Below are 18,897 nucleotides of genomic sequence, written 5' to 3'. Positions count from 1 at the left end.
GGCGTCGGCGGGCGGGGAGTCCTTCGTCTCGCTTCGCGGTTCCTGAGCGAGGAGCGAAGCGACGAGACGAAGGGCGCTCAGGAACCGTGGAGAGGCGGCCCCGCCACTCAGTAGAACCCCGGGTACTCCTCGAGCCTCTTCTCGAACTCCTCGCGGTCGGCCTCGCTGAGCACGGCACTCGCGATCACGACGAACTGCAGACCCTCGACCGGTTCGCCGGTGCGCGCGGACTGCGCCTCGCGGGTGCGGGTGAAGCTGCCGTCGTCGTCGTTCGACAGGTCGTAGATGTCGGCGTAGAACCGCATCGGCTCGGGGTAGTTGTCGGAGTACGCCTCCCAGGTGTGCTGGGTGCGCACGTCGTCGCTGCCGTACATCTTCGCGATGATCGTCGGGTCGATGCCCGACTGCAAGGGGTCGTTGAAGGCGTACAGACCGTACATGCCGTGCTCGTTGACGATGTCTCCGATGAGGTCCATCACGGCGACCTTGCGGTCGTAGTCCTGGATCGGCTCGGTCGTCGCCCAGCCCGCCGAGGCGTACTCGACGAGCATCGACTCGCCTCCGTAGCCGTTGCGCTCCGGACGCAGCGTCTCATCGCCGACGGGCACCCACTCGTAGCCGAACTCGGCGGTCAACCGGGCACGGATGTCGGCGAAGAGCGCATCGGATGCCGCCCTGATCTCCTCCACGGACTGCTGGTCGAGGGCGTTCTGCGGGTTCTCGTCCTTGATACCCGGATAAGCCTCCTCATGCTTCTGCTCGTCGCTCTTCACCCCGTCATACGATCCGCGCGCCGAGGTGACCAGCGCGCCGAGCGCGCCGACGGTGGCCACGTTGAACAGCAGCGTGATGACCAGGGCGATAGCGCCCAGCATCCGTCCTCGTGCGGTGCACAGCGCTGCGACGACGAGTCCGGCGACGAGGAGCTGCAGGGCGAACAGCGTGAGGCCGTAGAGGAGGTCGGCGCCGCCGGCGAGCATGACGATGAGCAGGACCGAGGCGAACACGATCGCCACGATGAGCGCGATGCGCGCGAAGACCGACGACGGCTTCTTCTCGACCGGAGCGGGGGCTGCGGCCAGGGGCAGTGGCCCGCCCGGCGCGAACACCGGGCCCTGCTGCCGCTTCGCCCCCCGGTAGCCGCCGGGCGGGGGCACGGGAGGCGCGCCCTCGGCGCCGGCGAGGTAGCGCTGACGCTGCTTCTCGTGATCCATCACCATGGCTTGTCCGTTCCGGAGCCGCCGGGCTCGTCGCCCTGGCCCTGCTGGTCGCGCTCCTCCTGGCCCTGCTCGAGCTTCTCCTTCAGCTCGTCGAGCTTGTCCTCGGAGGGGGTGGGATCGTGCTGCTGCTGCTCCTCCTCGGGCTGCTGGGGCTGCTGCTGCTCCTGTTCCTGCTGCTTCTGCTTGAGGCGGTCCTCGGTGTCCTCCTTCGTCTGCTGCATGTCGCGATCGGGGTCGGAGGACTGCTCCTGCGCCTCGTCGCTGCTGCACTCCTCCGGCGTCTCGGCCGACACCGTGAGGGCCTCGGAGTAGAAAACCGCCGCGGCCTCGCCGTCGCCGTCCTCGCGGGCGGCATCCCCCTGGCGCTCGATGACGAGGGCGAGGTTGATGCGCACGGTGCACTGCTCGAGCCCGGTCGCGAGCGCGAGCGACTCCTCGAGCTTCGCGCGTGCGGCCGGCAGCTCCTCGGCGCCGGCGAGGGCGGTGCCGATGTCGAACGGCGCCTTGAACGCCTCGAACCAGTTCGCGAACTCGAGCCCGCGGGCGGCGGTCTCGGAGCCGGCGTAGTCGTCGACGACGTAGGCGCTGATCGACTGGTGCGCGAGCGCGTACATGCTCACGATCTTGCCGACGAAGAACAGCGCGAACAGCGTCAGCGGCAGCGTGCCGATGGCGATCCATCGGCGGATGCTGCGCCGTCGGCGGTTCGCCGCGAGAAGAGCGGATGCCGCAGCCTGCGTCTCGGTCACGATTCGCCTCCTTCGTGCCGCTCAGGAACCGGGGAGGGCTCAGGCACCGGCGCCTTCAGCGCCCGCAGTCGTGCGACGAGCATCGTCGCGCGGGCGAGTTCCACCGCGAGCAGCACCGCGACGAGCAGCGCGAACACCCAGTACAGCTCGATGACGTTGCCGACCTCGCCCGACTCGCTCAGCGTCGTGGTCGTCGTCGGAGCCGCCGGCAGCTCCGGCGCGGCATCCGCTTCTCGATGCTGGTACGGCACTCCCAGCTGCTCGGCGATCGTCTGCAGGTTCGCCTCGTCGATCGTCGAGAGCGCGTTCTGTCCCTGGTACTGGATGTACTCCCCCGAACCTGACGAAGGGTCGACGCCCCCGGTGGTGAGCTTCATCGGCCCGCCCTCGGCGGTGCCGTAGCCGAACACGGCGCCGCCGTCGGTGAAGGCCGCGCTCGATGCGAACGATTCGGGCGTGCCGCCGTCGGTCTGCTCGCCGTCACCGAAGTAGAAGACCATGCGCGAGCGCTCCGACGACGCCTTCGCGGCGTTCGTGAGTGTGTCGTCGAGCATCCGTGCGGCGATGCCGACCGAGCTGCCGCGAGACCGGCTGGTCACCTCGGGGCGCAGCACCTCGAGCGACGAGATCAGCGCCGTGGTGTCGGTGGTCAACGGCATCCGCAGCTCCGCCGATGCGGCGAAGACGATGAGGGCGAACCGCGCGCCGGGGTACTCGTCGACGATCGCCTGCACGTCGTCTCGGACGCCGTCGAGGCGGGGCTTCGCGCCGTCCCAGTCCTCGGCGACGATGCTCGCGGTGGTGTCGACGACGAGCACGATGTCGGTGTCGGTCGCGAGGCTCTGCGTCGTGCCCCCGGGAACTCCAGGGCGCAGCAGCATGGCGAAGCAGGCGACGATCATCACCAGGCGCAGGACCCAGGTCAGCACCGGAGGATCGCCCACCCGGCGGCGCACCATCGCGATCACGGCCACCGCCGCCACCGGCGCGAACAGCAGCAGGAGCAGGAAGACGTTGAGCACGGGCTGGAAGATCACAGCTTCACCCTCCAGGACAGCACGACGAAGCCGAGGACCGCGGCCATCATCACGACGATCCACAGGTTCGGGCTGTCGGTCCACACGACCTGCGCCTGCCCCTTGAGCTCGGTGGCGTCCTGCTTCTGCACCTCGGTGACGATGTCGCCGACGGTCGTCGTGTCGCGCAGCGCGTAGGACTGGCCCCCAGTGCTGACGGCGGCGTCGGTGAGCTCGGCGCTGATCTCGGTGTCGATGCCCTGCACCGGGTTGATCGCGAACACGCGCACCCCGTTCGCCTCGGCGTAGGCGGCGGCCTCGGCGACCGTGACGATCGAGGCGCCGTTGACCTCGTTGTCGGTGGCGAGGATCACCGAGCGGCTCCGGTCGTCGTCGGGGTGGTCGAAGGCCATGGCGCACGCCGCGAGGCCGTCGCCGATGAGCGAGGCCCCGTCTCCGTTGAGCGTGCCCACCCAGTGCTCTGGGACCTCTTCGATGTAGTCGAAGCTCTCGCGGATCTGCTCCAGGTGCTCGCGGATGAACTCGTAGTCGTCGGTGAGGGGGAAGATCTGCACCGGCGAGCTGTTGAAGATGGTGAGCCCGATGCGCTCGCCCTTGAAGCCTTCGAGCAGGTCCTCGAACACGCTGAGCACTTCGACGTCGACCTCGCTCATCGAACCGGACACATCGAGGCACAGCATGATGTCGCGGCTGGTGTTGACGGGCTGGATCGTCTGCGACGACATCGGACGGGCGGCGACGACGCCGGTGGCGAGGACGGCGACGGCGCCGAGAGCGAGGATGCCGGTGAGCCCGAGCGCGCGGCGGCGCAGCGCCGAGCGGAACGTCGGCAGCGCGCGCAGCCTCTCCGCGCGGGCGATGCGGGCGCGTTCGCCCGGCGCTGCGCGCGTGCCACCGCGCAGCCCCAGGAGGAGCCCGACGACCACCGCGGCGACGAGCAGTCCGACGGCGGCGAGGATCAGCCATCCGTTCGCTAGTGCCATGTGCGCACCACCGTCCGCGCAGCCTCGGCGCCGGCGATCGGATCGATCGAGGGGCCTGGACGGAAGATGCCCGGGTAGAAGTGCCTGCCCATCGCGTCGATGAGGGCCGGGTGCACGCCGCGCTCGACGAGGTCGCCGAGGGCGAGCACCGGCGCCTCGAGGCCGCTGTACTCGTTGACGAAGGTGCGCACGACGCGGCTGTACTCGAGGTTCGCGTTGCGGGCCGAGAGGCGTCGTGCGCGGTAGTCGTCCTCGATCTGTTGGATGCGCTCGAGGTACTCGACACGCAGCTGCGAGAGCACGTCCATCGTCAGCACCTGCGGCCAGGGCGCTGTCTGGTCGATCTCGCTGACGGCGTGACGGGGACGCGTGAAGAAGATCAGGAGCCACGCCGCGAGCACGAGCACGATCAGGATGCCGAAGGCGAGCAGCATCCACCACCCCGAGTACTGGAACGGGGGGTACAGTTCGTCAGAGCCGGTCATGCGACCTCCGGTTCAGCAGCTGCAGCAGCTGCGAGACGGCATCGTCCTGACCGTCGAGCACCGCGTGGCTGATCTCCAGGCGCCGGAGGATCTCGGCGAGCTGCGCGGCCTCGGCCCGGGTCTGCGCCGTGAGCTCGCGCACGATCTCGGGGTCGCCCTGCACGAAGTCCGGCACGTCCCACAGGGTGTCGACGTCGGTGCGGGTTGCGCTCGCCGCATGCTCGAGCACCACGTCGGCGTCGCGCACGGTGAGCCACAGCACGTCGTGCTGCACGCGCAGCCGGCGCAGCATCCGTTCCGTCTCGTCGGTGATCGGCGCCTCGTCGGTGACGATCACGACGATCATGCGGCGGGAGATGTTGCGGGTGAGGTACGACAGCAGGGCGTCGCGATCGCTCGGCGCGCGGCTGGTGTCGATCGCGCGGTCGATCGTGCGCAGGGCGTGCTCGAGGGCCCCCTCGCTGCGGCCGGGGGCGAGACGGCGGATGCCGGCGGCGTCGCCGTACACGGTGGTGAAGTCGTCGCCGTGGCGCAGGCTCAGGAATCCGAGCGCGCCGGCGGCGAGGATCGCGAGCTCCTTCTTCGACCGCTCATCGTGGGCGAGCGCCGACATCGACCGCCCCGTGTCCACGGCGAAGAGGATCGTGTGCATGCGCTGCGCGCGGTGGCGCTTGACCAGCGGGGTGCCCTGCCTGGCGGTCGCCCGCCAGTCGATGTCGCGCACCTGATCGCCGTACTCGTACTTGCGCAGGTCTTCGAAGTCGAGGCTTCGCCCGTGCAGCAGCGACGCGTAGGCGCCGTCGAGCGCGTGCAGCGACTTCCGCGACGAGTGGATGAAGAGCTTGCTCTTCACCTGCGTGATCAGGCTGGGCATAGAGGCGTGGGTCCGGGCTCGTCGTGAGGGTCAGGGGGTCGGCACCGCGGCGAAGATCTGGTCGATGATCTCCTCGCTGCGGATGCCCTCGGCATCCGCTTCGAAGGTGAGCAGCACGCGGTGACGCAGCACGAGGTGCCGCAGCGACCGGATGTCCTCCGGGAGCACGTGGGTGCGTCCGTTCAGGAGCGCGAGCGCGCGCGACGCTTGCAGGAAGGCGATGCTCGCGCGGGGGCTCGCACCGTACTTGATGTAGCGGGCGCGCTCCTCGCCGATGTACGGCGCGGGGTTGCGGGTGACGTAGGCGATCGAGACGATGTAGTTGCGGATCGCAGGGTCGACGTAGATGCGGCTCGCGATCTCCTGCAGCATCCGCACGTCGTCGAGGGTGACCGCGCTCTCGATGTGACGGTCGGGGTCGAGCACGCCGGAGTCGATGCGTCCGAGGATCTCGAACTCCTCGGCAGGGCTCGGGTACTCGACGATCTCCTTGAGGAGGAACCGGTCCATCTGCGCCTCTGGCAGCTCGTAGGTGCCCTCCTGCTCGATGGGGTTCTGCGTCGCGATCACGAGGAAGGGCTTGGGCAGGTGGTGGATCTCGCCGCCGATCGTGGTCTGGTGCTCCTGCATCGCCTCGAGCATGGCGCTCTGCGTCTTGGCGCTGGAGCGGTTGATCTCGTCGAGCAGCACGAAGTTCGCGTGCACCGGGCCGAGCACCGTGCGGAACGATCCGGTCGCCGCGTCGTAGATCTGGTTGCCGGTGATATCGCTCGGGAGCAGATCGGGGGTGCACTGGATGCGCTTGAAGGAGGCCCTGACCGTGTCGGACAGCGTGCTGGCGGCCGTGGTCTTCGCGAGCCCCGGCACGCTCTCGAGCAGGATGTGGCCGCCGGCGATCAGCGAGATGAGCAGGCTCATGCGCAGGCGGTCCTGGCCGACCATCTTCGCCGAGTACGCCTCGGCGATGGTGTTCAGCACCCGGCCGGCGCGGGCGAGCTCGTCGGCCGACGGGGCTTGGGCCCCTGCGCCTGTAGACGGGGCCCGGGTCCCTGCGGCTGCCGGCGGGGCCGGGGGCGGGGGAGGCGGCGTCGATCCCGCGGGGGCGCCGGGCGTGTGCGGCTCGTTCATCTGGTGTCTCCTCCTCGACGCAGGGGGGACAGCATCCGATGATCCCCCGCACCAGGTTATCCGCATGATCCTGACAGGGAATCCTGAAGGTTCGGGGCGTAGGATCTTGCCCGCGTCACGAGGGGACCGGGACGCACCCAGGAATGAAAGCGGTATCGACCATGACTGATTCCGACATCTCGCTCGATGAACGATTGAGCCCTGTCAGCGCCGACGGTGCCGCGCTGTCGAGCCAGATCTTCGACATCGTCGGCCACGCCATCGTCGACGGCACCCTCGAACCCGGCGAGCGGGTCAACGACAAGGAACTCGCCGCAGCCCTCGGCATCTCGCGCACGCCGGTGCGTGAGGCGTTGCAGCGACTCACCTGGGTGGGCCTCGTCGAGGTCGCTCCCAGCCGTTACACCCGGGTCACCGACATCACCGACGACCAGGTGCTCAGCACGCTCGAGCACATGGGTATGCAGGCGGGCGTCGCGCTGCACCTGGCGATGCGCCGGATGGATGCTGCCCAGCTCGTCGAGGCGGTCTCGCTGCTCGACCGGCTCATCGCAGCATCCGATGGTGATGATCAGGAGGGGCTCGTCGTCGAGTCGCTCGCGTTCGTGGAGTACCTCGTCGCCCGCACCCGCAACCCGATCTTCAGGGCCATGATGCACGAGACGAGCCTGCTCGTGGCGCGCAATCTGAAGCACGCGCAGTCCGACGGTTCCGCGATGTCGAACCGCAGCGACCTGCTGCGCGCGACGCGCGACGCCATGATGCTCGGCGATGCGGATGCTGCCGAGAAGGCGTTCCGCGGACTCTACGACGTCGGCCTCGCCGTCGCCGCCTGACGCTCGCGCCTCTCTTGCGCCTCTCTTGCGCCGCGCTCGCCGTGCTCGCCGTGCCGTGGTCAAAAGCGCCTCCCGTTTCGGCGAGGGGGATGCGTTCTTGACCACCGCGGATGCCGGGCACGGGCCGCGGGGCTATGCCGCCAGGGCCCCGATCGGCACCACATGGATGCCGTCTGCACGGGTGTACCCGTACTGCCCTCCGGTGACGATCAGCAGGGCACGCGGCGGAGGGGTGCGTGAGGTGTCGATGTTCGCGGTGAAGCGCTGGAGCGAGGCGGCCGCTTCATCTTCGCGAGATGCGGCGAGTTTGATCTCCACACCGATCCAGTCGCCTCCTGGCAGCTCGACGATCGCGTCGACCTCGCGGCCCGCGCTGTCGCGATAGTGCTGAACGACTCCGCCCAGGGGGGCGGCATAGGTGCGCAGGTCGCGGATCACCAGGGATTCGAAGGCCTGCCCGAAGAAGTCAAGGTCGTCGAGGAGGTGGTCCGGATCGGCGCCGACCGCAGCGACGGCGAGAGAGGGATCGGTGAAGTGCCGCTTCGGGGCTTTGCGTACTTTGTCCCTTGAGCGCAGGTGCGGTCCCCAGGACGGCTGATCCTCGATGACGAAGACCCGGGTCAGCGCATCCAGGTAGTTCTGCACGGTGGCGTCGGTCGGTTGCTCGCCCCCCGCAGAGGAGTCGCGCGCGAGGGAGGCGACCGATGCCTCGGTGCCGACGTTGCGCGCAAGCGCCCGGATGACGCGCAGCACACGTTGCGGATCACGTCGGCTCTCCCCCTCGAGGCGGGGGAGGTCGATCCTCGCCGTGTCGTCGAGATGGGACCGCAGGCGTTCGGAGGCGAGCCTCGGGGAGAGGCTCTGGAGTCCTGGCCATCCCCCTCGGGCGGTGAGTTCCGCGAGTTCGGGGATCGTGATCGGAGAGGCGCCGGAGACGGAGTCGGTCGGAGCACGGACGACGGCCGCGAGGCTGATCTCGGCAGAGGAATGGCCGGATTCACCCAGCGCCATCGGGCGCATCCTCAGGCGCAGCATCCGCCCGGCGCCCGAGTGGCGCGTCGCGTCGTCGGCAGGCAGAGCGGATCCGGCGAGGAGGAAGCGGCCGTCTTCATCGCGGTCGACTGCTGCGCGCACCTGATTCCAGACGGACGGCGCGAGCTGCCACTCGTCGATGAACCGAGGTCGGGCTCCGACGAGCAGCCGGGCCGGGTCGAGCTCGGCAAGACGGACGGCTGTCGGATCGAGGTCGAGCTGGATGCTGCTCGCCGCGTGCTGACGTCCGGTCGCCGACTTTCCGCAGGCTCTCGCCCCTTCGAGGACGATGGCTCCTGGGTGGGCCAGCGCCTCGGCGATCTGCGTGTCCACGACGCGGGGAAGGTAGGCGGCCATGCGCCGATCCTAGATATCAGAGAGGAAAAAGTGGACATTTCAGAGAGGAAAAAGTGGAAATCTGAGAGAGGAAAAAGTTGAAAGCTGAGAGGATGCTGCCGAGAGGGCGTTCCGCGGACTCTACGACGTCGTCATCGCCGTCGCCGCCTGACTCTCGCGCCTCTTTCGCGCCGCGCGGTGGTCGAAAATGCCTCTCGGACGGGCGGTGGGCATGCGTTTCTGACCACCGCGGATGCCGGGAGCCGGGCGGAGGGGGCGGGCCAGAGGTCGCTGCAGGGGCAGTGGCTCCGCAGCCTCACGCGCCGATGACGTCGACGAACCCCTCGAGCCCGACGAAGTCGCCGGTGTTCCGTGTGATGACCGTTGCTCCGTTCGCCGCGGCAGTAGCGGCGATCATGAGATCGACCACGCGCCCGCGCACGTCACGTCCGTTCGCGAGCACGAGCCCGCAGATCGTTTCATACGCTGCCGCAGCGGCGTCGTCGAAGGGCAGTCCTGCCCCGAACATCTCACGGAGGCGAAGCACCCGCGACTCGCGACGCGCGCGCTCAACAGCGGTACGGCTCTTTCGCACACCGTAGCCGAGCTCGGCCCAGGAAAGTGAGGCGACCGCGACGTCGTAGCCTCGGTGGGTGAGCGCCTCGGCCACAAGGAGGTTTGTATCGAGCACAGCCCTCATCAGGCGCCCTGCCACGGATCGCCTGCGTCCTCCGCGGTTCGCGCTGCCTGAATGTCGTGCGCCCAGGAGTCGTCTGCACCCAACTCGCTCAAGAGCTCGTTCACCTGCTCGGCGGGAACCCATCGCTTCTGCGTGATCGCTGCGACTTCCGCGATCGGCTCACCATGGTCGGTGATCGTATACCGCGCGCCGGCCTTGACCTCGCGGAGCATGCGGGTCGGATTCTGCCGCAACTCGCCGACGGTGATGCTTCCGCTCATCGGCAGGCCTCCCTTCTGCGTAGACAATTATCTACTCACGCAATTCTCTACCCAGAGCTCGGTCTCGTCAACGGGGCGACGTCCTACCGTCCTTGACGACCGGCTGGATTGCCGCAACGCTGCCATGCGCCACTTGATCGCCCCCATCGGCCCCGCCCGACCCCTCCGATAGACTTGTCCCCGCCCGTTCAGGGCCAGCTCATCGGCCGGTGCAAGCCCGGCGAAAGCAAGGGGGAGACCCATGCCAGGAATCGTGATCGTCGGCGTCCAGTGGGGCGATGAGGGCAAGGGCAAGGCGACCGACCTGCTCGGCGAGCGCACCGACTGGGTCGTGAAGTTCAACGGCGGCAACAACGCCGGGCACACCGTCGTCGTCGGCGACGAGAAGTACGCCCTGCACCTGCTTCCCTCCGGCATCCTCTCCCCAGGCGTCACCCCGGTCATCGGCAACGGCGTGGTCATCGACCTCGAGGTGCTGTTCCACGAGCTCGAAGCGCTCAGCGCGCGCGGCATCGACATCTCGCGGCTGAAGGTGAGCGCCAGCGCGCACATCATCACCCAGTACCACCGCACGCTCGACAAAGTCACCGAGCGCTTCCTCGGCAAGCGCAACATCGGCACCACCGGCCGCGGCATCGGCCCGGCCTACGCCGACAAGATCAACCGCGTCGGCATCCGCGTGCAGGATCTCTTCGACGAGAACATCCTTCGTCAGAAGGTCGAAGGCGCCCTCGACCAGAAGAACCACCTGCTCGTCAAGGTCTTCAACCGCCGCGCCGTCACCATCGACGAGATCGTCGACGAGCTCCTCTCCTACGCCGAGCGGCTGCGACCGATGGTCGCCGACACCGGGCACCTCATCGCTGAAGCCCTCCGCCGCGGCGAGGTCGTCGTCTTCGAGGGCGGCCAGGCGACCATGCTCGACATCGATCACGGCACCTACCCGTTCGTGACCTCATCGACCGCGACGGCCGCGGGCGCGGCATCCGGCTCCGGCGTCGGCCCCGGATCGCTCGACCGCATCGTCGGCATCGTCAAGGCCTACACGACCCGCGTCGGCTCCGGCCCCTTCCCCACCGAGCTGTTCGACGAACAGGGCGAATGGCTGCGCAAGCAGGGTTTCGAGTTCGGCACGACCACCGGCCGGCCCCGTCGCGTCGGCTGGTACGACGCCCCCATCACCCGCTATGCGACGCGCATCAACGGCATCACCGACCTCGTGCTCACCAAGCTCGACATCCTCACCGGGCTCGAGCAGATTCCGGTCTGCGTCGCCTACGATGTCGACGGCCGGCGCTTCGCCGAGGTGCCGGTCAACCAGACCGACTTCCACCACGCGACGCCGATCCTCGAGTACTACCCCGGCTGGAGCGAGGACATCTCGAAGGCCCGCACCTTCGAGGAGCTGCCGCAGGCCGCTCAGGATTACGTACTCGCGCTCGAGAGCATGAGCAACACGCGCATCTCGGTGATCGGCGTGGGGCCGGAGCGCGACCAGGTCATCGTCCGTCACGATCTGCTCGACTGACGCATGACGACGTTCTGGCTGGGCGGATACGGACCCGCCATGGATGGCACCGCCACCGGGATCGGCCTCCTCGCCGGTGACGAGGGGGCGCCGACCGCCCTGTCGTACCGGGGCGCGGTGACCGAGACGGCTTCGCCGTCGTGGCTGGCGCAGCATCCGACCCTCGATGTCGTCTACGCGGCGCTGGAGGCGGATGCCGCCGTGCAGGCCTTCGCCCGCACCGGCGAGCACGCGCTGGTGCCCCTGGGCGCCCCGGTCGCGGTCGGCGACGCGGTCTGCCACCTCGCGGTCTCGCCGCGCGGCGGCTTCCTCATCGCCAGCTGCTACGGCGACGGCCGGGTCGTGCGCATCGGCATCGATGGCGAAGGACGCCTGGTCCCGGCGAAGGCGGATGCCGCGGCGGCGCTGCGCGCGGCGTTGTTCGCCGACGACGACGGTTCCTCGGCGTCCGGAACGGCGGGGACGGATGCCGGTCGAGGCGCGGGAGACGGGGCCCCGGCGACGGATCCGTACGCGGCGGACGGCGACGACCGCGTCTCGCATGCGCACTCCGCGGTGTTCCTGCCCGACGGACGCCTCGCCACGACCGACCTCGGGTTCGATCTCGTGCGGATCTGGCGCGCCTCGGCATCCGGCGGCCTCGTACGCGACCACGAGATCGCGCTGCCCCAGGGCACTGGGCCCCGGCACATGGTGATGCATCCGAGCGGGCACCTGCACGTCGTCACCGAGTACTCGTGCGAGGTGTTCACCCTCGCGCCCGGTCCCGACGGCACCTGGGCGGTGGTCTCATCGGTGCTTTCGAGCCCCATCGCCGAGGTCGGCGCCGACTTCCCGGCCGAGCTCGCCCGCTCCCGCGACGGGCAGTTCCTCTACACGGCGCTGCGGGGCAGCAACACCATCGCGACCCTCCGCGTGCGCGGCACCGGCGAGAGCCTGGAGCCGGTCGCGCTCGCCGAATCCGGCGTGGACTGGCCGCGCCACCACCTCGTGCACGAGGGCAAGCTGCTCGTCGCCGGACAGCGCTCCGACACGATCGCCCTGCTGGACCTCGACGAGCGCACCGGTGTCGCCCTCGGCATCCGTCATCAGGCGCCGGTGCCCACGCCGACGCATTTCCTTCCCGTTCGCTGAACCGGCTGCTCGTCGCTCGAGCGCTCACGAGAGCGGTCGTACAAGGGACCGTAGAGTATGACCATGACCGACGCCGTGGATCCGCAAGCCGAACTGCTCCGACTGCGCGCGAGCATCGACAACATCGATGCCGCGCTGATCTTCATGCTCGCCGAGCGATTCCGGGCGACGCAGCAGGTGGGTCATCTCAAAGCCGAGCATGCCATGCCGGCATCCGATCCTGGTCGTGAAGAGCAGCAGGTCGCCCGACTGCGGTCGCTGGCCGAGGCGGCGCATCTCGACCCCGAGTTCGCCGAGAAGTGGTTCAACTTCGTGGTGGCCGAGGTGATCCGGCATCACACCGAGGCGGCCGAGGGGCGTTGAGAGCCCTCAGGGCGGATGACGGCGTCGCGCCGTCCTGCTGAAGACCTCCGCCGGAAAGCGGGTGCGGCGGCCCCAGTCCGCCGCACCCGCCCCTGGCGGGGGTGCCTGGTTGCAACCACGGCACCCCCTGGGCAGAAGATGACCCGTCGTGATTCCTGCACTCCCCAGTGCACAGAAGCCCCCTTTCGACTGCGCCTCCCGTGCTCCGCCTTCTCGAAGCCCTTTCGCATCGGCATCTTCTGACGATCAAGAGCAGGTTCCCGCCGGTCTGATACATCGAGTGGAGAAAAAGATTCAGAATCCGGATCCGTGGCACTGGAACGGGGCGCGCAGCCCGGTGGAGACGGATGCCGCGGCCAGCGCCGCGGCCGGATCCTCGCCCCGCGCGAGCCCGGTGTGCAGCGCCGCGAGCAGCTCGGCGGCGACAGCATCCGCTACGACGACGGGCGCGGCGATGACGCAACGCGTCCCGGCGTGCAACCACACCCGGGTCATGCCGAGCGCCTCCTCTCCCCAGCGCACCGAGGAGCGGCCGAGCTCGCACGCCGAGAGCACGACGGTGTCTGGTGTGCGCTCGATGAGGTCGACGTCGTAGCCGAACAGCGTGCCGTCGGCGAGCTCGAGGCCGGAGAAGAGCGGGTTGTCGGCGGCATGGCGTCCGTGGGCTGCGATGTGCAGCACCTCGCTGCGCGCGGCGAGGGCGGTCACGGCATCCACCCGCGCGTCGTCGCCGGTGAGCACTGTGGCCTCTTCCCACGCGGCGGACGCCCGCTGCACCTCGTCGAGCGCGCGCGGCACCCGCGGCCCCGCCGCGAACCCGCTCCCCCCTCTCCCCGCCCCGCCCGCCGCGCTCCCCCCGCCCTCTTCCGCCGACGCCCCATCTGCGCCGCGATGCCCCACCTGAGCGACGTCGCCCAGGTGGGGCGCGGACGCCCAGGTGGGGCGTCGGCCGGGGTGAGGAGGGGAAGGAGGGGAAGGGGGGCGGTCGGCGGACCAGCGCGAGACCGAGGTCGCGAGGGTGAAGGGGGTGGCATGCATCCCCGGCAGCATCGCCCAGGGGATGCCGGAGAGGATGCCGGGCACCGTGAGCACGAGTCGTGAAACCGGGCCTGCGGCGGCGCGCGCAGGGGCGAGGAGCTCCGCGTCGAGCCGGGCCAGGCGTTCGTCGAGCGCGCGCTCCACGAACGCCGCCATCGGCCCGCCGCGGGTGAGGGCGGCGACATCGAGATCGGCACGCAGCCCGTCGAGCGCCTCCTGCACGCGCCGCCAGGCGAGCGGAACGATCCGCGCATCGGATGCCGTGGCCACGACGCACTGCAGCTCCGCGCCGGTGTACACGTACGAGAGCACGGCGGTCTCGCGGTCGAGCAGCGACTGCGCCTCGGCGAGCCCGAGCCGGGTGAGCGCCCGCCCGGTCGTCGTCGTCGACCACTGCCGCTCCCGCACCCGATCGCGCAGAGCGCGCACCCTGGCGTCGCCCGTCCAATCGGAGCCGGCGAGATCGGCGCGCAGCATCCGCAGCGCCGCGAGGTCGGCGGCGAGGTCCGCATCGTGGGGAGGGCGCACCGGGGTGACCTGCTGACTGAGGTGCCGCGCCCGCTCCGACCACTCGAACAGCACCTCCGGACGTCGCGAGCGCGCCGCCGCGGCGAGCCCGGTGAAGACGAGATCGGATGCCTGCATGCTCACCGAGGACTGCAGGTCGAGCGCCCCGAACGACTCCTGACCGTTCGCCAGCAGGTCGAGTCCAGCGGCGGCGATGCGCCGGGCCTCCGCGTCGCGCCCTCGGGAGGCCGAGCGCGCCGCCCGCACCTCGTGGTCGCGCACGCGCAACGGCACCGGGGCATCGGCCCCGATGCGCGGTCGCGGACCGTGACCGGCCTGTCGTGCGGTCAGGCGCAGCGCTGCCGCCTCGGTGCGGAATCCGCCCTGGATCAGGGCATCGGATGCTGCCGCGAACTCCTGCGCAGAAGGCGGCCTGCCCGCGCGCACCGCCGCCTCGAGCCGCACCGCCTCGGCCCTCGCCGCCCAGCCGGTGCTGCGCAGTGCCGTGAACCGGCGCACCGCTGTGCGCGCCGTGCGCACGGCCGCAGGAGCGTCATGGCGCAGCAGCGAACGGGCGAGGTGGAACTCGGCCTCCCCGCGCGCCTGCCGCATGCGCTGCGCGCCGAAGCGCGCGGCGACCTCGCCGAGCAGCGCCTCGGCCTCGGTGGTGAGCCCGGCGTCCCGGAGCACCTCGGCGCGGTCGAGATCGCTGATCGCGGTGGCGAGTTCGCTCGTCTCTGCGAAGACCGGCCGCGACTGCGTCATCAGCCGCAGCGCCGTGACGAGGTCTCCGCCCAGCAGCGCCGCGTAGCCGAGATTGTGGCGGGCCTCGGCGTTCGAGACCCAGTCTCCTGCGGCCTCATAGGTCAGCGCCGCCTGTTCCAGGTCGGCCATGCCCTCGTCGAGCTCGTGCCGCTGCATCCGCACCATGGCGCGGTTCATCAGGCAGTGCGCGAACTCCACCGAATCGCCCGGCATGGCATCGATCGCGCGGGTCAGCATGGCGTCGGCCTCGTCGAGCCGCCCGGAATGCATGAGCAGCACGCCCAGCTGCCCGCACAGCACGGCGACGGTCTCTGGGGCGAGCCCCGGTCGGGCGAGCGCCTCGCGCGACAGCGCCTCGGCGGCGGCGGGCTCCCCGGTCTGCGCGAGCACATAGGCCGATGTGCCGTCGATGCGCGCGCGCAGGTCGGGGTCGTCGGTGCGGGCGGACGCCGCGGCGAGGTCCCGTCGGGCCTGCGCGTACCGCCGGGTGTTGGCCGCTTCGAGCCCGCGGCGGTGCAGTTCACCGGCGGAGAGGGGCATTGTCCCAGCATGCCGTGGTGCGCCGGGTCAGGGGAAGGGCACGCGGGGGGTGAGGCGGATGCCGGGCGCGGTGCTCGAACGCCCAGCCGCCCGGCTTCCGATCACACCCGCGGCGTCGGCAGCGCCTCCAGAACCTTGGCGACAGCATCCCGCGCCGTCTCCGCACTCGCTCCGGCAAGCGGTACCGAGCCCAACTGCGCGGCGATGCGTCCGGCGACGTACGGCGCTGAGAACGAGGTGCCGCTCCACACCGCGAACCCGCCGCGGTAGTCGTCGGGGTCGAGGGTCTCACGCCGCAACCCGTCGAAATCGGCACGGCTCGCGGCCTGCTGGCCGCCCGTGAATCCCGGTGACGTGCTGACGACCGCAGCCCCGGGCGCGTATACCTGCACCCACGGGCCGACGTTCGAGAACAGGGCGATCGACTGCCCCGAGGGGTTCAGCGCTCCTACCGAGACGTGCGGCGCCGCGCGATCGGGACGGATGCCGTTGTCGGCGCCCGGCCATGGCCACAGCGACGCGGGGAAGGACGGACGGTCGATCGCGTCGTTGCCCGCCGAGCAGACGACGACGCAGCCCAACCGCCGCGCCTCGGCGAGCAGCTGGAACAGGGTCGTGCTGAACAGCCCGTCGGTGGGCGTCTCGTGGTAGTAGCCGAGCGAGAGGTTGATGACGTCGATCGGATGCCCGGTGCGCGGGTCCTCGCGATGCCGACGCAGCAGCTCGACGACCTGCGCCACGGTCACGAGGAACGTGCTCTCGTCGATGACGCCGAGCGAGCCCGCCATGCGGATCGACAGGATGTCGGCATCCGGTGCCGCCTGGCGGATCAGCCCCGCGATGAACGTGCCGTGCCCGGCGACGGCGTCGATCTCGCCGTCGAGCTGCCCGTACAGGTCGGGGTAGAGCTCGGGGTCGGCGTCGTCGGTGAGACCCACCGGCACGCCGTCGAGCTCGGCGCCCCGTGTGACGATGTCGTCGGGCAGCCAGTCGTGCACGCCGCATCCGGTATCGAGCACCGCGATGACCGGGCGCCGTCCGCTTTTCGGTGCCGGCCCGCGCGCGGGTGCCGCCCCCACCCAGCCGACCGGCTGGCGCGCGCCGCGCCCTGGTTCGAGGTAGTCGTCGCTGCCGCCCCCGCCGCGCACCGGGTTCGTCTTGCTGAACGGGTTCGTCTTGCTGAAGGGGTTCGTCTTGCTGAACGGATTGAGCCCGACGGGGTCGATCGCGAGCACGTGCTCCAGGCTCGTCCGCGGCATCGTGCTGCGCGTCGCGCGCCGGGCGCGCTGCAGCACCCGCCAGGCATCCGGCGCCACCGGCGACTCGCCCCGCTGCGGCTCCTCCGGCGTCGTCAGCCGGGCGCGCAGGAACCCGGGCACGCCGGGGATCAGCTCTCCGTCGGCGCCGAGCCCTCGGCCAGCGTCTGGCGACTCCATCTCCAGAATCCACCCGAAGGCGCCGGCGGCGTCGCGCAGCGCCTGGATCTCGCGATCATTGGCCTCGTGGTCGAGATCCTGCGTGATGAGCAGGTGCTCTGGCAGGTAGGCGGTCGGGTAGGCGCGCACGCCGTCCACCGGCTCGACGCTCGGATCGAGCGCCGTCCCGCGGAGGATCGACCCCTCAGCGCGGTCCTGCCAGCTCCACCCCTTGGGCTGATCCATGTCGTTCCCCTTCCGTGCTCACGACCCGAACTGCTCGGTTCACAACTCGAACTGCGGCGTCACCACGGTGCGCTCGGAATCCGCATCCTGCGCCGTCAGCCGCACTCTGGCGAGACCCTGCGGCACATCGTCGAAGATGAAGCGGCCGGTCTCGCTGGGGACGGTGGAGCGGATGCTGTCGCCCTGCGCGAGCACGATCTCCGTCGTCGCGGTGTCGACCCAGCCGTCGATGCGGCGATTGCCATTCGCGCTCGTCGTGACGTGCAGGAGGATGCTGGTGGTGCCGTCGCTGAACTGCAGCGTGAGGGCATCCGTCTCCGCGCGCACCGCGCCCAGCGGCTGATCGATGAGGGTCAGCAGCGCGTACTCCTCGGAGAGGGAGTCGGTGGCCACGGCGGCGATCATGCGGTCGATGAGGCTGGCCGGCATCGGGTCGACGTCGGTCCACAGCGAGCGCAGCCGCGCGAACAGCTCGGCGTCTTCGTGGTCGGTCATGATTCCCCTCCTGCCGGATCGAGAAGTCCTCTGAGCTTGGCCAGGCACCGCTTGCGGGTCGGGCCGATGCTGCCGACGGGCATGGCGAGGTCGGCGGCGAGCTTCGCGTAGTCGGGGCGGTCGTCGAACGCGACGACGCGGAGCAGGCGCTGGCAGCGCTCGTCGAGCGCCTGCACGGCCAGCCAGAGCCGACGGCTCTCGTCCCCGATGGCCGCGTGCTCCTCGGCGGACCGCTGCTGCGGCAGCAGGCGGTCGAGGCCGTCGGCATCCGTCGTGTCCACCCGGCCATGCGCCTTGCTGGCCCTCCACGCCTCGCGACGCGCGGTGGTGATGAGCCAGGCCGACACGGCCTTCGGATCGCTGATGGAGTCCTGACCGCGCACGAGCGCCAGCCACGCCGACTGGACGACGTCCTCGGCGAGGGTGCGGTCGAGACCGTACGCGCGCACGACATGCCAGAGGACAGGGGTCATCAGCCGCACGAGGTCGTCCATCGCGCGGCTGTCTCCGTCTCGCCAGGCGCGGAAGCTCCGCGCGGCCTGCTGCCACCGCGCGGCACCGTCGTCGGCCTGCTCGAGATCGGCGTCCGGTGCGCCGTCGATCATGAGTTCCATTGTGATCACACCAGCAAGGAGCCGGGCAAGCGATTTCTGATACATGATCGCGGTCGATATATTCACGGCGCAGTGCCGGAACGGGGGCTAGCGTGGAGGGGTGATCGCCCTCGCCGTCGTCCTCTTCCTCAATGCCGCCTTCAACGTGGTGGTGTGGCCCCGCTTCTACACGCGCATCGCCAGCGACCCCCGCGCACGCGACGAGAACGGCCGCGCGACGGCGTTCCTCCGGGTGCACGTCGTGCTCATCGCGATCGCCCTCGTGCTCGCGGTGGTCTCGGTGCTCGTCGGCGTGGCCGCCCTGACCGGCGCGCTCTGAGTCGGCGGTCCCGCGCACGAGCGCACCTCGGCCCGGCGCACCCGCAGCATCGCCGCGAGGCGGTCGGCGTCGACGCCCTGCTCGAGGATCTGCGCGATGTCGTCGAGGCCGAAGCCGAGCTGCCGCAGCGCGACGATCCGGTGCAGCCGTTCCAACTGCGACGGGTCGTACGAGCGGTAGCCGCTGGACTCGTCCACGTGGGCGGGCACGAGCAGGCCCGCGGTGTCCCAATGCCGCAGCATCCGATGGACAACACGCCTCCGTTATCCCGCCTTCCACTCGTGCCCGTCGCC

Annotated in this window: 19 protein-coding genes and 1 pseudogene; 5 read left to right on the top strand and 15 right to left on the bottom strand. The window is 70.2% G+C overall.

The window, feature by feature from the left end; translation table 11 throughout:
- Positions 1–107: 107 nt before the first annotated feature.
- Genes QM568_RS08760 through QM568_RS08730 form a run of 7 tightly spaced genes read right to left on the bottom strand, consistent with a single transcriptional unit; the run spans position 108 to position 6,476 of the window.
- The gene (locus QM568_RS08760) at positions 108–1,214 is read right to left on the bottom strand and encodes a hypothetical protein (protein ID WP_415137884.1); all 1,107 of its coding nucleotides are present in this window, start codon (positions 1,212–1,214) and stop codon (positions 108–110) included.
- On the bottom strand, positions 1,214–1,969 hold the full coding sequence (locus QM568_RS08755; RefSeq protein ID WP_415137882.1) for a hypothetical protein: 756 nt from the start codon (positions 1,967–1,969) through the stop codon (positions 1,214–1,216). Before QM568_RS08755 ends, QM568_RS08760 begins: the two co-directional genes overlap by 1 nt.
- Positions 1,966–3,006, bottom strand: a complete 1,041-nt coding sequence (locus QM568_RS08750) for a VWA domain-containing protein (RefSeq protein WP_415137880.1) — start codon at positions 3,004–3,006, stop codon at positions 1,966–1,968. The genes QM568_RS08755 and QM568_RS08750 overlap by 4 nt, the downstream gene beginning before the upstream one ends.
- Positions 3,003–3,989, bottom strand: a complete 987-nt coding sequence (locus tag QM568_RS08745; RefSeq protein ID WP_415137878.1) for a vWA domain-containing protein — start codon at positions 3,987–3,989, stop codon at positions 3,003–3,005. Before QM568_RS08745 ends, QM568_RS08750 begins: the two co-directional genes overlap by 4 nt.
- Complete coding sequence (locus QM568_RS08740; protein ID WP_415137876.1) at positions 3,980–4,474, bottom strand: hypothetical protein; 495 nt, start codon at positions 4,472–4,474, stop codon at positions 3,980–3,982. Before QM568_RS08740 ends, QM568_RS08745 begins: the two co-directional genes overlap by 10 nt.
- Positions 4,461–5,348: a DUF58 domain-containing protein gene (locus QM568_RS08735; RefSeq protein ID WP_415137874.1), complete on the bottom strand. Its 888-nt coding sequence runs from the start codon at positions 5,346–5,348 to the stop codon at positions 4,461–4,463. The genes QM568_RS08740 and QM568_RS08735 overlap by 14 nt, the downstream gene beginning before the upstream one ends.
- A gap of 30 nt (positions 5,349–5,378) precedes the next feature.
- On the bottom strand, positions 5,379–6,476 hold the full coding sequence (locus tag QM568_RS08730; RefSeq protein WP_415137872.1) for an AAA family ATPase: 1,098 nt from the start codon (positions 6,474–6,476) through the stop codon (positions 5,379–5,381).
- Between the two features lie 161 nt (positions 6,477–6,637).
- Here QM568_RS08730 and QM568_RS08725 point away from each other — a divergent pair, with 161 nt between their 5' ends.
- A complete protein-coding gene (locus QM568_RS08725) occupies positions 6,638–7,312 on the top strand; it encodes a GntR family transcriptional regulator (protein WP_415137870.1) in 675 nt (224 codons plus the stop codon).
- 132 nt (positions 7,313–7,444) lie between these two features.
- On the opposite strand, the gene QM568_RS08720 is transcribed toward QM568_RS08725, so the two are convergent.
- The 3 genes from QM568_RS08720 to QM568_RS08710 all read right to left on the bottom strand — a co-directional run bounded on the left by QM568_RS08720 (position 7,445) and on the right by QM568_RS08710 (position 9,640).
- Positions 7,445–8,701 carry an ATP-binding protein gene (locus QM568_RS08720; protein WP_415137868.1) on the bottom strand — a complete coding sequence of 419 codons (1,257 nt, stop codon included), beginning with the start codon at positions 8,699–8,701 and terminating at the stop codon, positions 7,445–7,447.
- A gap of 295 nt (positions 8,702–8,996) precedes the next feature.
- A complete protein-coding gene (locus QM568_RS08715; RefSeq protein WP_415137866.1) occupies positions 8,997–9,371 on the bottom strand; it encodes a PIN domain-containing protein in 375 nt (124 codons plus the stop codon).
- Between the two features lie 8 nt (positions 9,372–9,379).
- Positions 9,380–9,640, bottom strand: coding sequence for a type II toxin-antitoxin system Phd/YefM family antitoxin (locus QM568_RS08710; RefSeq protein ID WP_415137864.1), 261 nt, complete (start codon positions 9,638–9,640; stop codon positions 9,380–9,382).
- A gap of 241 nt (positions 9,641–9,881) precedes the next feature.
- Between QM568_RS08710 and QM568_RS08705 the strand changes: the two genes are divergently transcribed.
- The 3 genes from QM568_RS08705 (at position 9,882) to QM568_RS08695 (ending at position 12,665) form a co-directional block, all read left to right on the top strand.
- Positions 9,882–11,168, top strand: coding sequence for an adenylosuccinate synthase (locus QM568_RS08705; protein WP_415137862.1), 1,287 nt, complete (start codon positions 9,882–9,884; stop codon positions 11,166–11,168).
- 3 nt (positions 11,169–11,171) lie between these two features.
- On the top strand, positions 11,172–12,302 hold the full coding sequence (locus QM568_RS08700; RefSeq protein WP_415137859.1) for a lactonase family protein: 1,131 nt from the start codon (positions 11,172–11,174) through the stop codon (positions 12,300–12,302).
- Positions 12,303–12,365: 63 nt separating this feature from the next.
- On the top strand, positions 12,366–12,665 hold the full coding sequence (locus QM568_RS08695) for a chorismate mutase (RefSeq protein ID WP_415137857.1): 300 nt from the start codon (positions 12,366–12,368) through the stop codon (positions 12,663–12,665).
- A 294-nt stretch (positions 12,666–12,959) separates the two neighbouring features.
- Here QM568_RS08695 and QM568_RS08690 read toward each other — a convergent pair whose 3' ends face one another.
- From QM568_RS08690 to QM568_RS08675, 4 genes are all read right to left on the bottom strand, one after another.
- Positions 12,960–15,515, bottom strand: a complete 2,556-nt coding sequence (locus QM568_RS08690) for a CHAT domain-containing protein (protein WP_415137855.1) — start codon at positions 15,513–15,515, stop codon at positions 12,960–12,962.
- A gap of 101 nt (positions 15,516–15,616) precedes the next feature.
- Positions 15,617–17,176 (bottom strand): S8/S53 family peptidase, encoded by a 1,560-nt coding sequence (locus QM568_RS08685; protein ID WP_415137853.1) that lies wholly within the window; start codon positions 17,174–17,176, stop codon positions 15,617–15,619.
- 39 nt (positions 17,177–17,215) lie between these two features.
- Complete coding sequence (locus QM568_RS08680) at positions 17,216–17,671, bottom strand: hypothetical protein (protein WP_415137851.1); 456 nt, start codon at positions 17,669–17,671, stop codon at positions 17,216–17,218.
- The gene (locus QM568_RS08675) at positions 17,668–18,276 is read right to left on the bottom strand and encodes an RNA polymerase sigma factor (RefSeq protein WP_415137849.1); all 609 of its coding nucleotides are present in this window, start codon (positions 18,274–18,276) and stop codon (positions 17,668–17,670) included. Before QM568_RS08675 ends, QM568_RS08680 begins: the two co-directional genes overlap by 4 nt.
- Before the next feature lie 109 nt (positions 18,277–18,385).
- Here QM568_RS08675 and QM568_RS08670 point away from each other — a divergent pair, with 109 nt between their 5' ends.
- Positions 18,386–18,604, top strand: a complete 219-nt coding sequence (locus QM568_RS08670) for an SCO4848 family membrane protein (protein WP_415137847.1) — start codon at positions 18,386–18,388, stop codon at positions 18,602–18,604.
- Positions 18,605–18,636: 32 nt separating this feature from the next.
- Here the strand turns inward: QM568_RS08670 and QM568_RS08665 are convergent.
- Positions 18,637–18,846: pseudogene (locus QM568_RS08665) on the bottom strand (MerR family transcriptional regulator); the annotation flags it as partial.
- Between the last annotated feature and the right edge of the window lie 51 nt (positions 18,847–18,897).

It is taken from the genome of Microbacterium sp. (genome assembly GCF_047607465.1).
GTDB lineage: Bacteria > Actinomycetota > Actinomycetes > Actinomycetales > Microbacteriaceae > Microbacterium.
Note: the sequence above shows the minus strand (reverse complement) of the source record. Positions and strands in the feature narration are given on the sequence as shown.

Bases quoted from the DNA above. Each gene is read 5' to 3' on its own strand.
- QM568_RS08700 (WP_415137859.1), top strand. From the start codon at position 11,172: ATGACGACGTTCTGGCTGGGCGGATACGGACCCGCCATGGATGGCACC.
- QM568_RS08690 (WP_415137855.1), bottom strand. From the start codon at position 15,515: ATGCCCCTCTCCGCCGGTGAACTGCACCGCCGCGGGCTCGAAGCGGCC.
- QM568_RS08745 (WP_415137878.1), bottom strand. From the start codon at position 3,989: ATGGCACTAGCGAACGGATGGCTGATCCTCGCCGCCGTCGGACTGCTC.
- QM568_RS08705 (WP_415137862.1), top strand. From the start codon at position 9,882: ATGCCAGGAATCGTGATCGTCGGCGTCCAGTGGGGCGATGAGGGCAAG.
- QM568_RS08720 (WP_415137868.1), bottom strand. From the start codon at position 8,701: ATGGCCGCCTACCTTCCCCGCGTCGTGGACACGCAGATCGCCGAGGCG.
- QM568_RS08695 (WP_415137857.1), top strand. From the start codon at position 12,366: ATGACCGACGCCGTGGATCCGCAAGCCGAACTGCTCCGACTGCGCGCG.
- QM568_RS08735 (WP_415137874.1), bottom strand. From the start codon at position 5,348: ATGCCCAGCCTGATCACGCAGGTGAAGAGCAAGCTCTTCATCCACTCG.
- QM568_RS08730 (WP_415137872.1), bottom strand. From the start codon at position 6,476: ATGAACGAGCCGCACACGCCCGGCGCCCCCGCGGGATCGACGCCGCCT.
- QM568_RS08675 (WP_415137849.1), bottom strand. From the start codon at position 18,276: ATGATCGACGGCGCACCGGACGCCGATCTCGAGCAGGCCGACGACGGT.
- QM568_RS08680 (WP_415137851.1), bottom strand. From the start codon at position 17,671: ATGACCGACCACGAAGACGCCGAGCTGTTCGCGCGGCTGCGCTCGCTG.
- QM568_RS08685 (WP_415137853.1), bottom strand. From the start codon at position 17,176: ATGGATCAGCCCAAGGGGTGGAGCTGGCAGGACCGCGCTGAGGGGTCG.
- QM568_RS08740 (WP_415137876.1), bottom strand. From the start codon at position 4,474: ATGACCGGCTCTGACGAACTGTACCCCCCGTTCCAGTACTCGGGGTGG.
- QM568_RS08710 (WP_415137864.1), bottom strand. From the start codon at position 9,640: ATGAGCGGAAGCATCACCGTCGGCGAGTTGCGGCAGAATCCGACCCGC.
- QM568_RS08760 (WP_415137884.1), bottom strand. From the start codon at position 1,214: ATGGATCACGAGAAGCAGCGTCAGCGCTACCTCGCCGGCGCCGAGGGC.
- QM568_RS08725 (WP_415137870.1), top strand. From the start codon at position 6,638: ATGACTGATTCCGACATCTCGCTCGATGAACGATTGAGCCCTGTCAGC.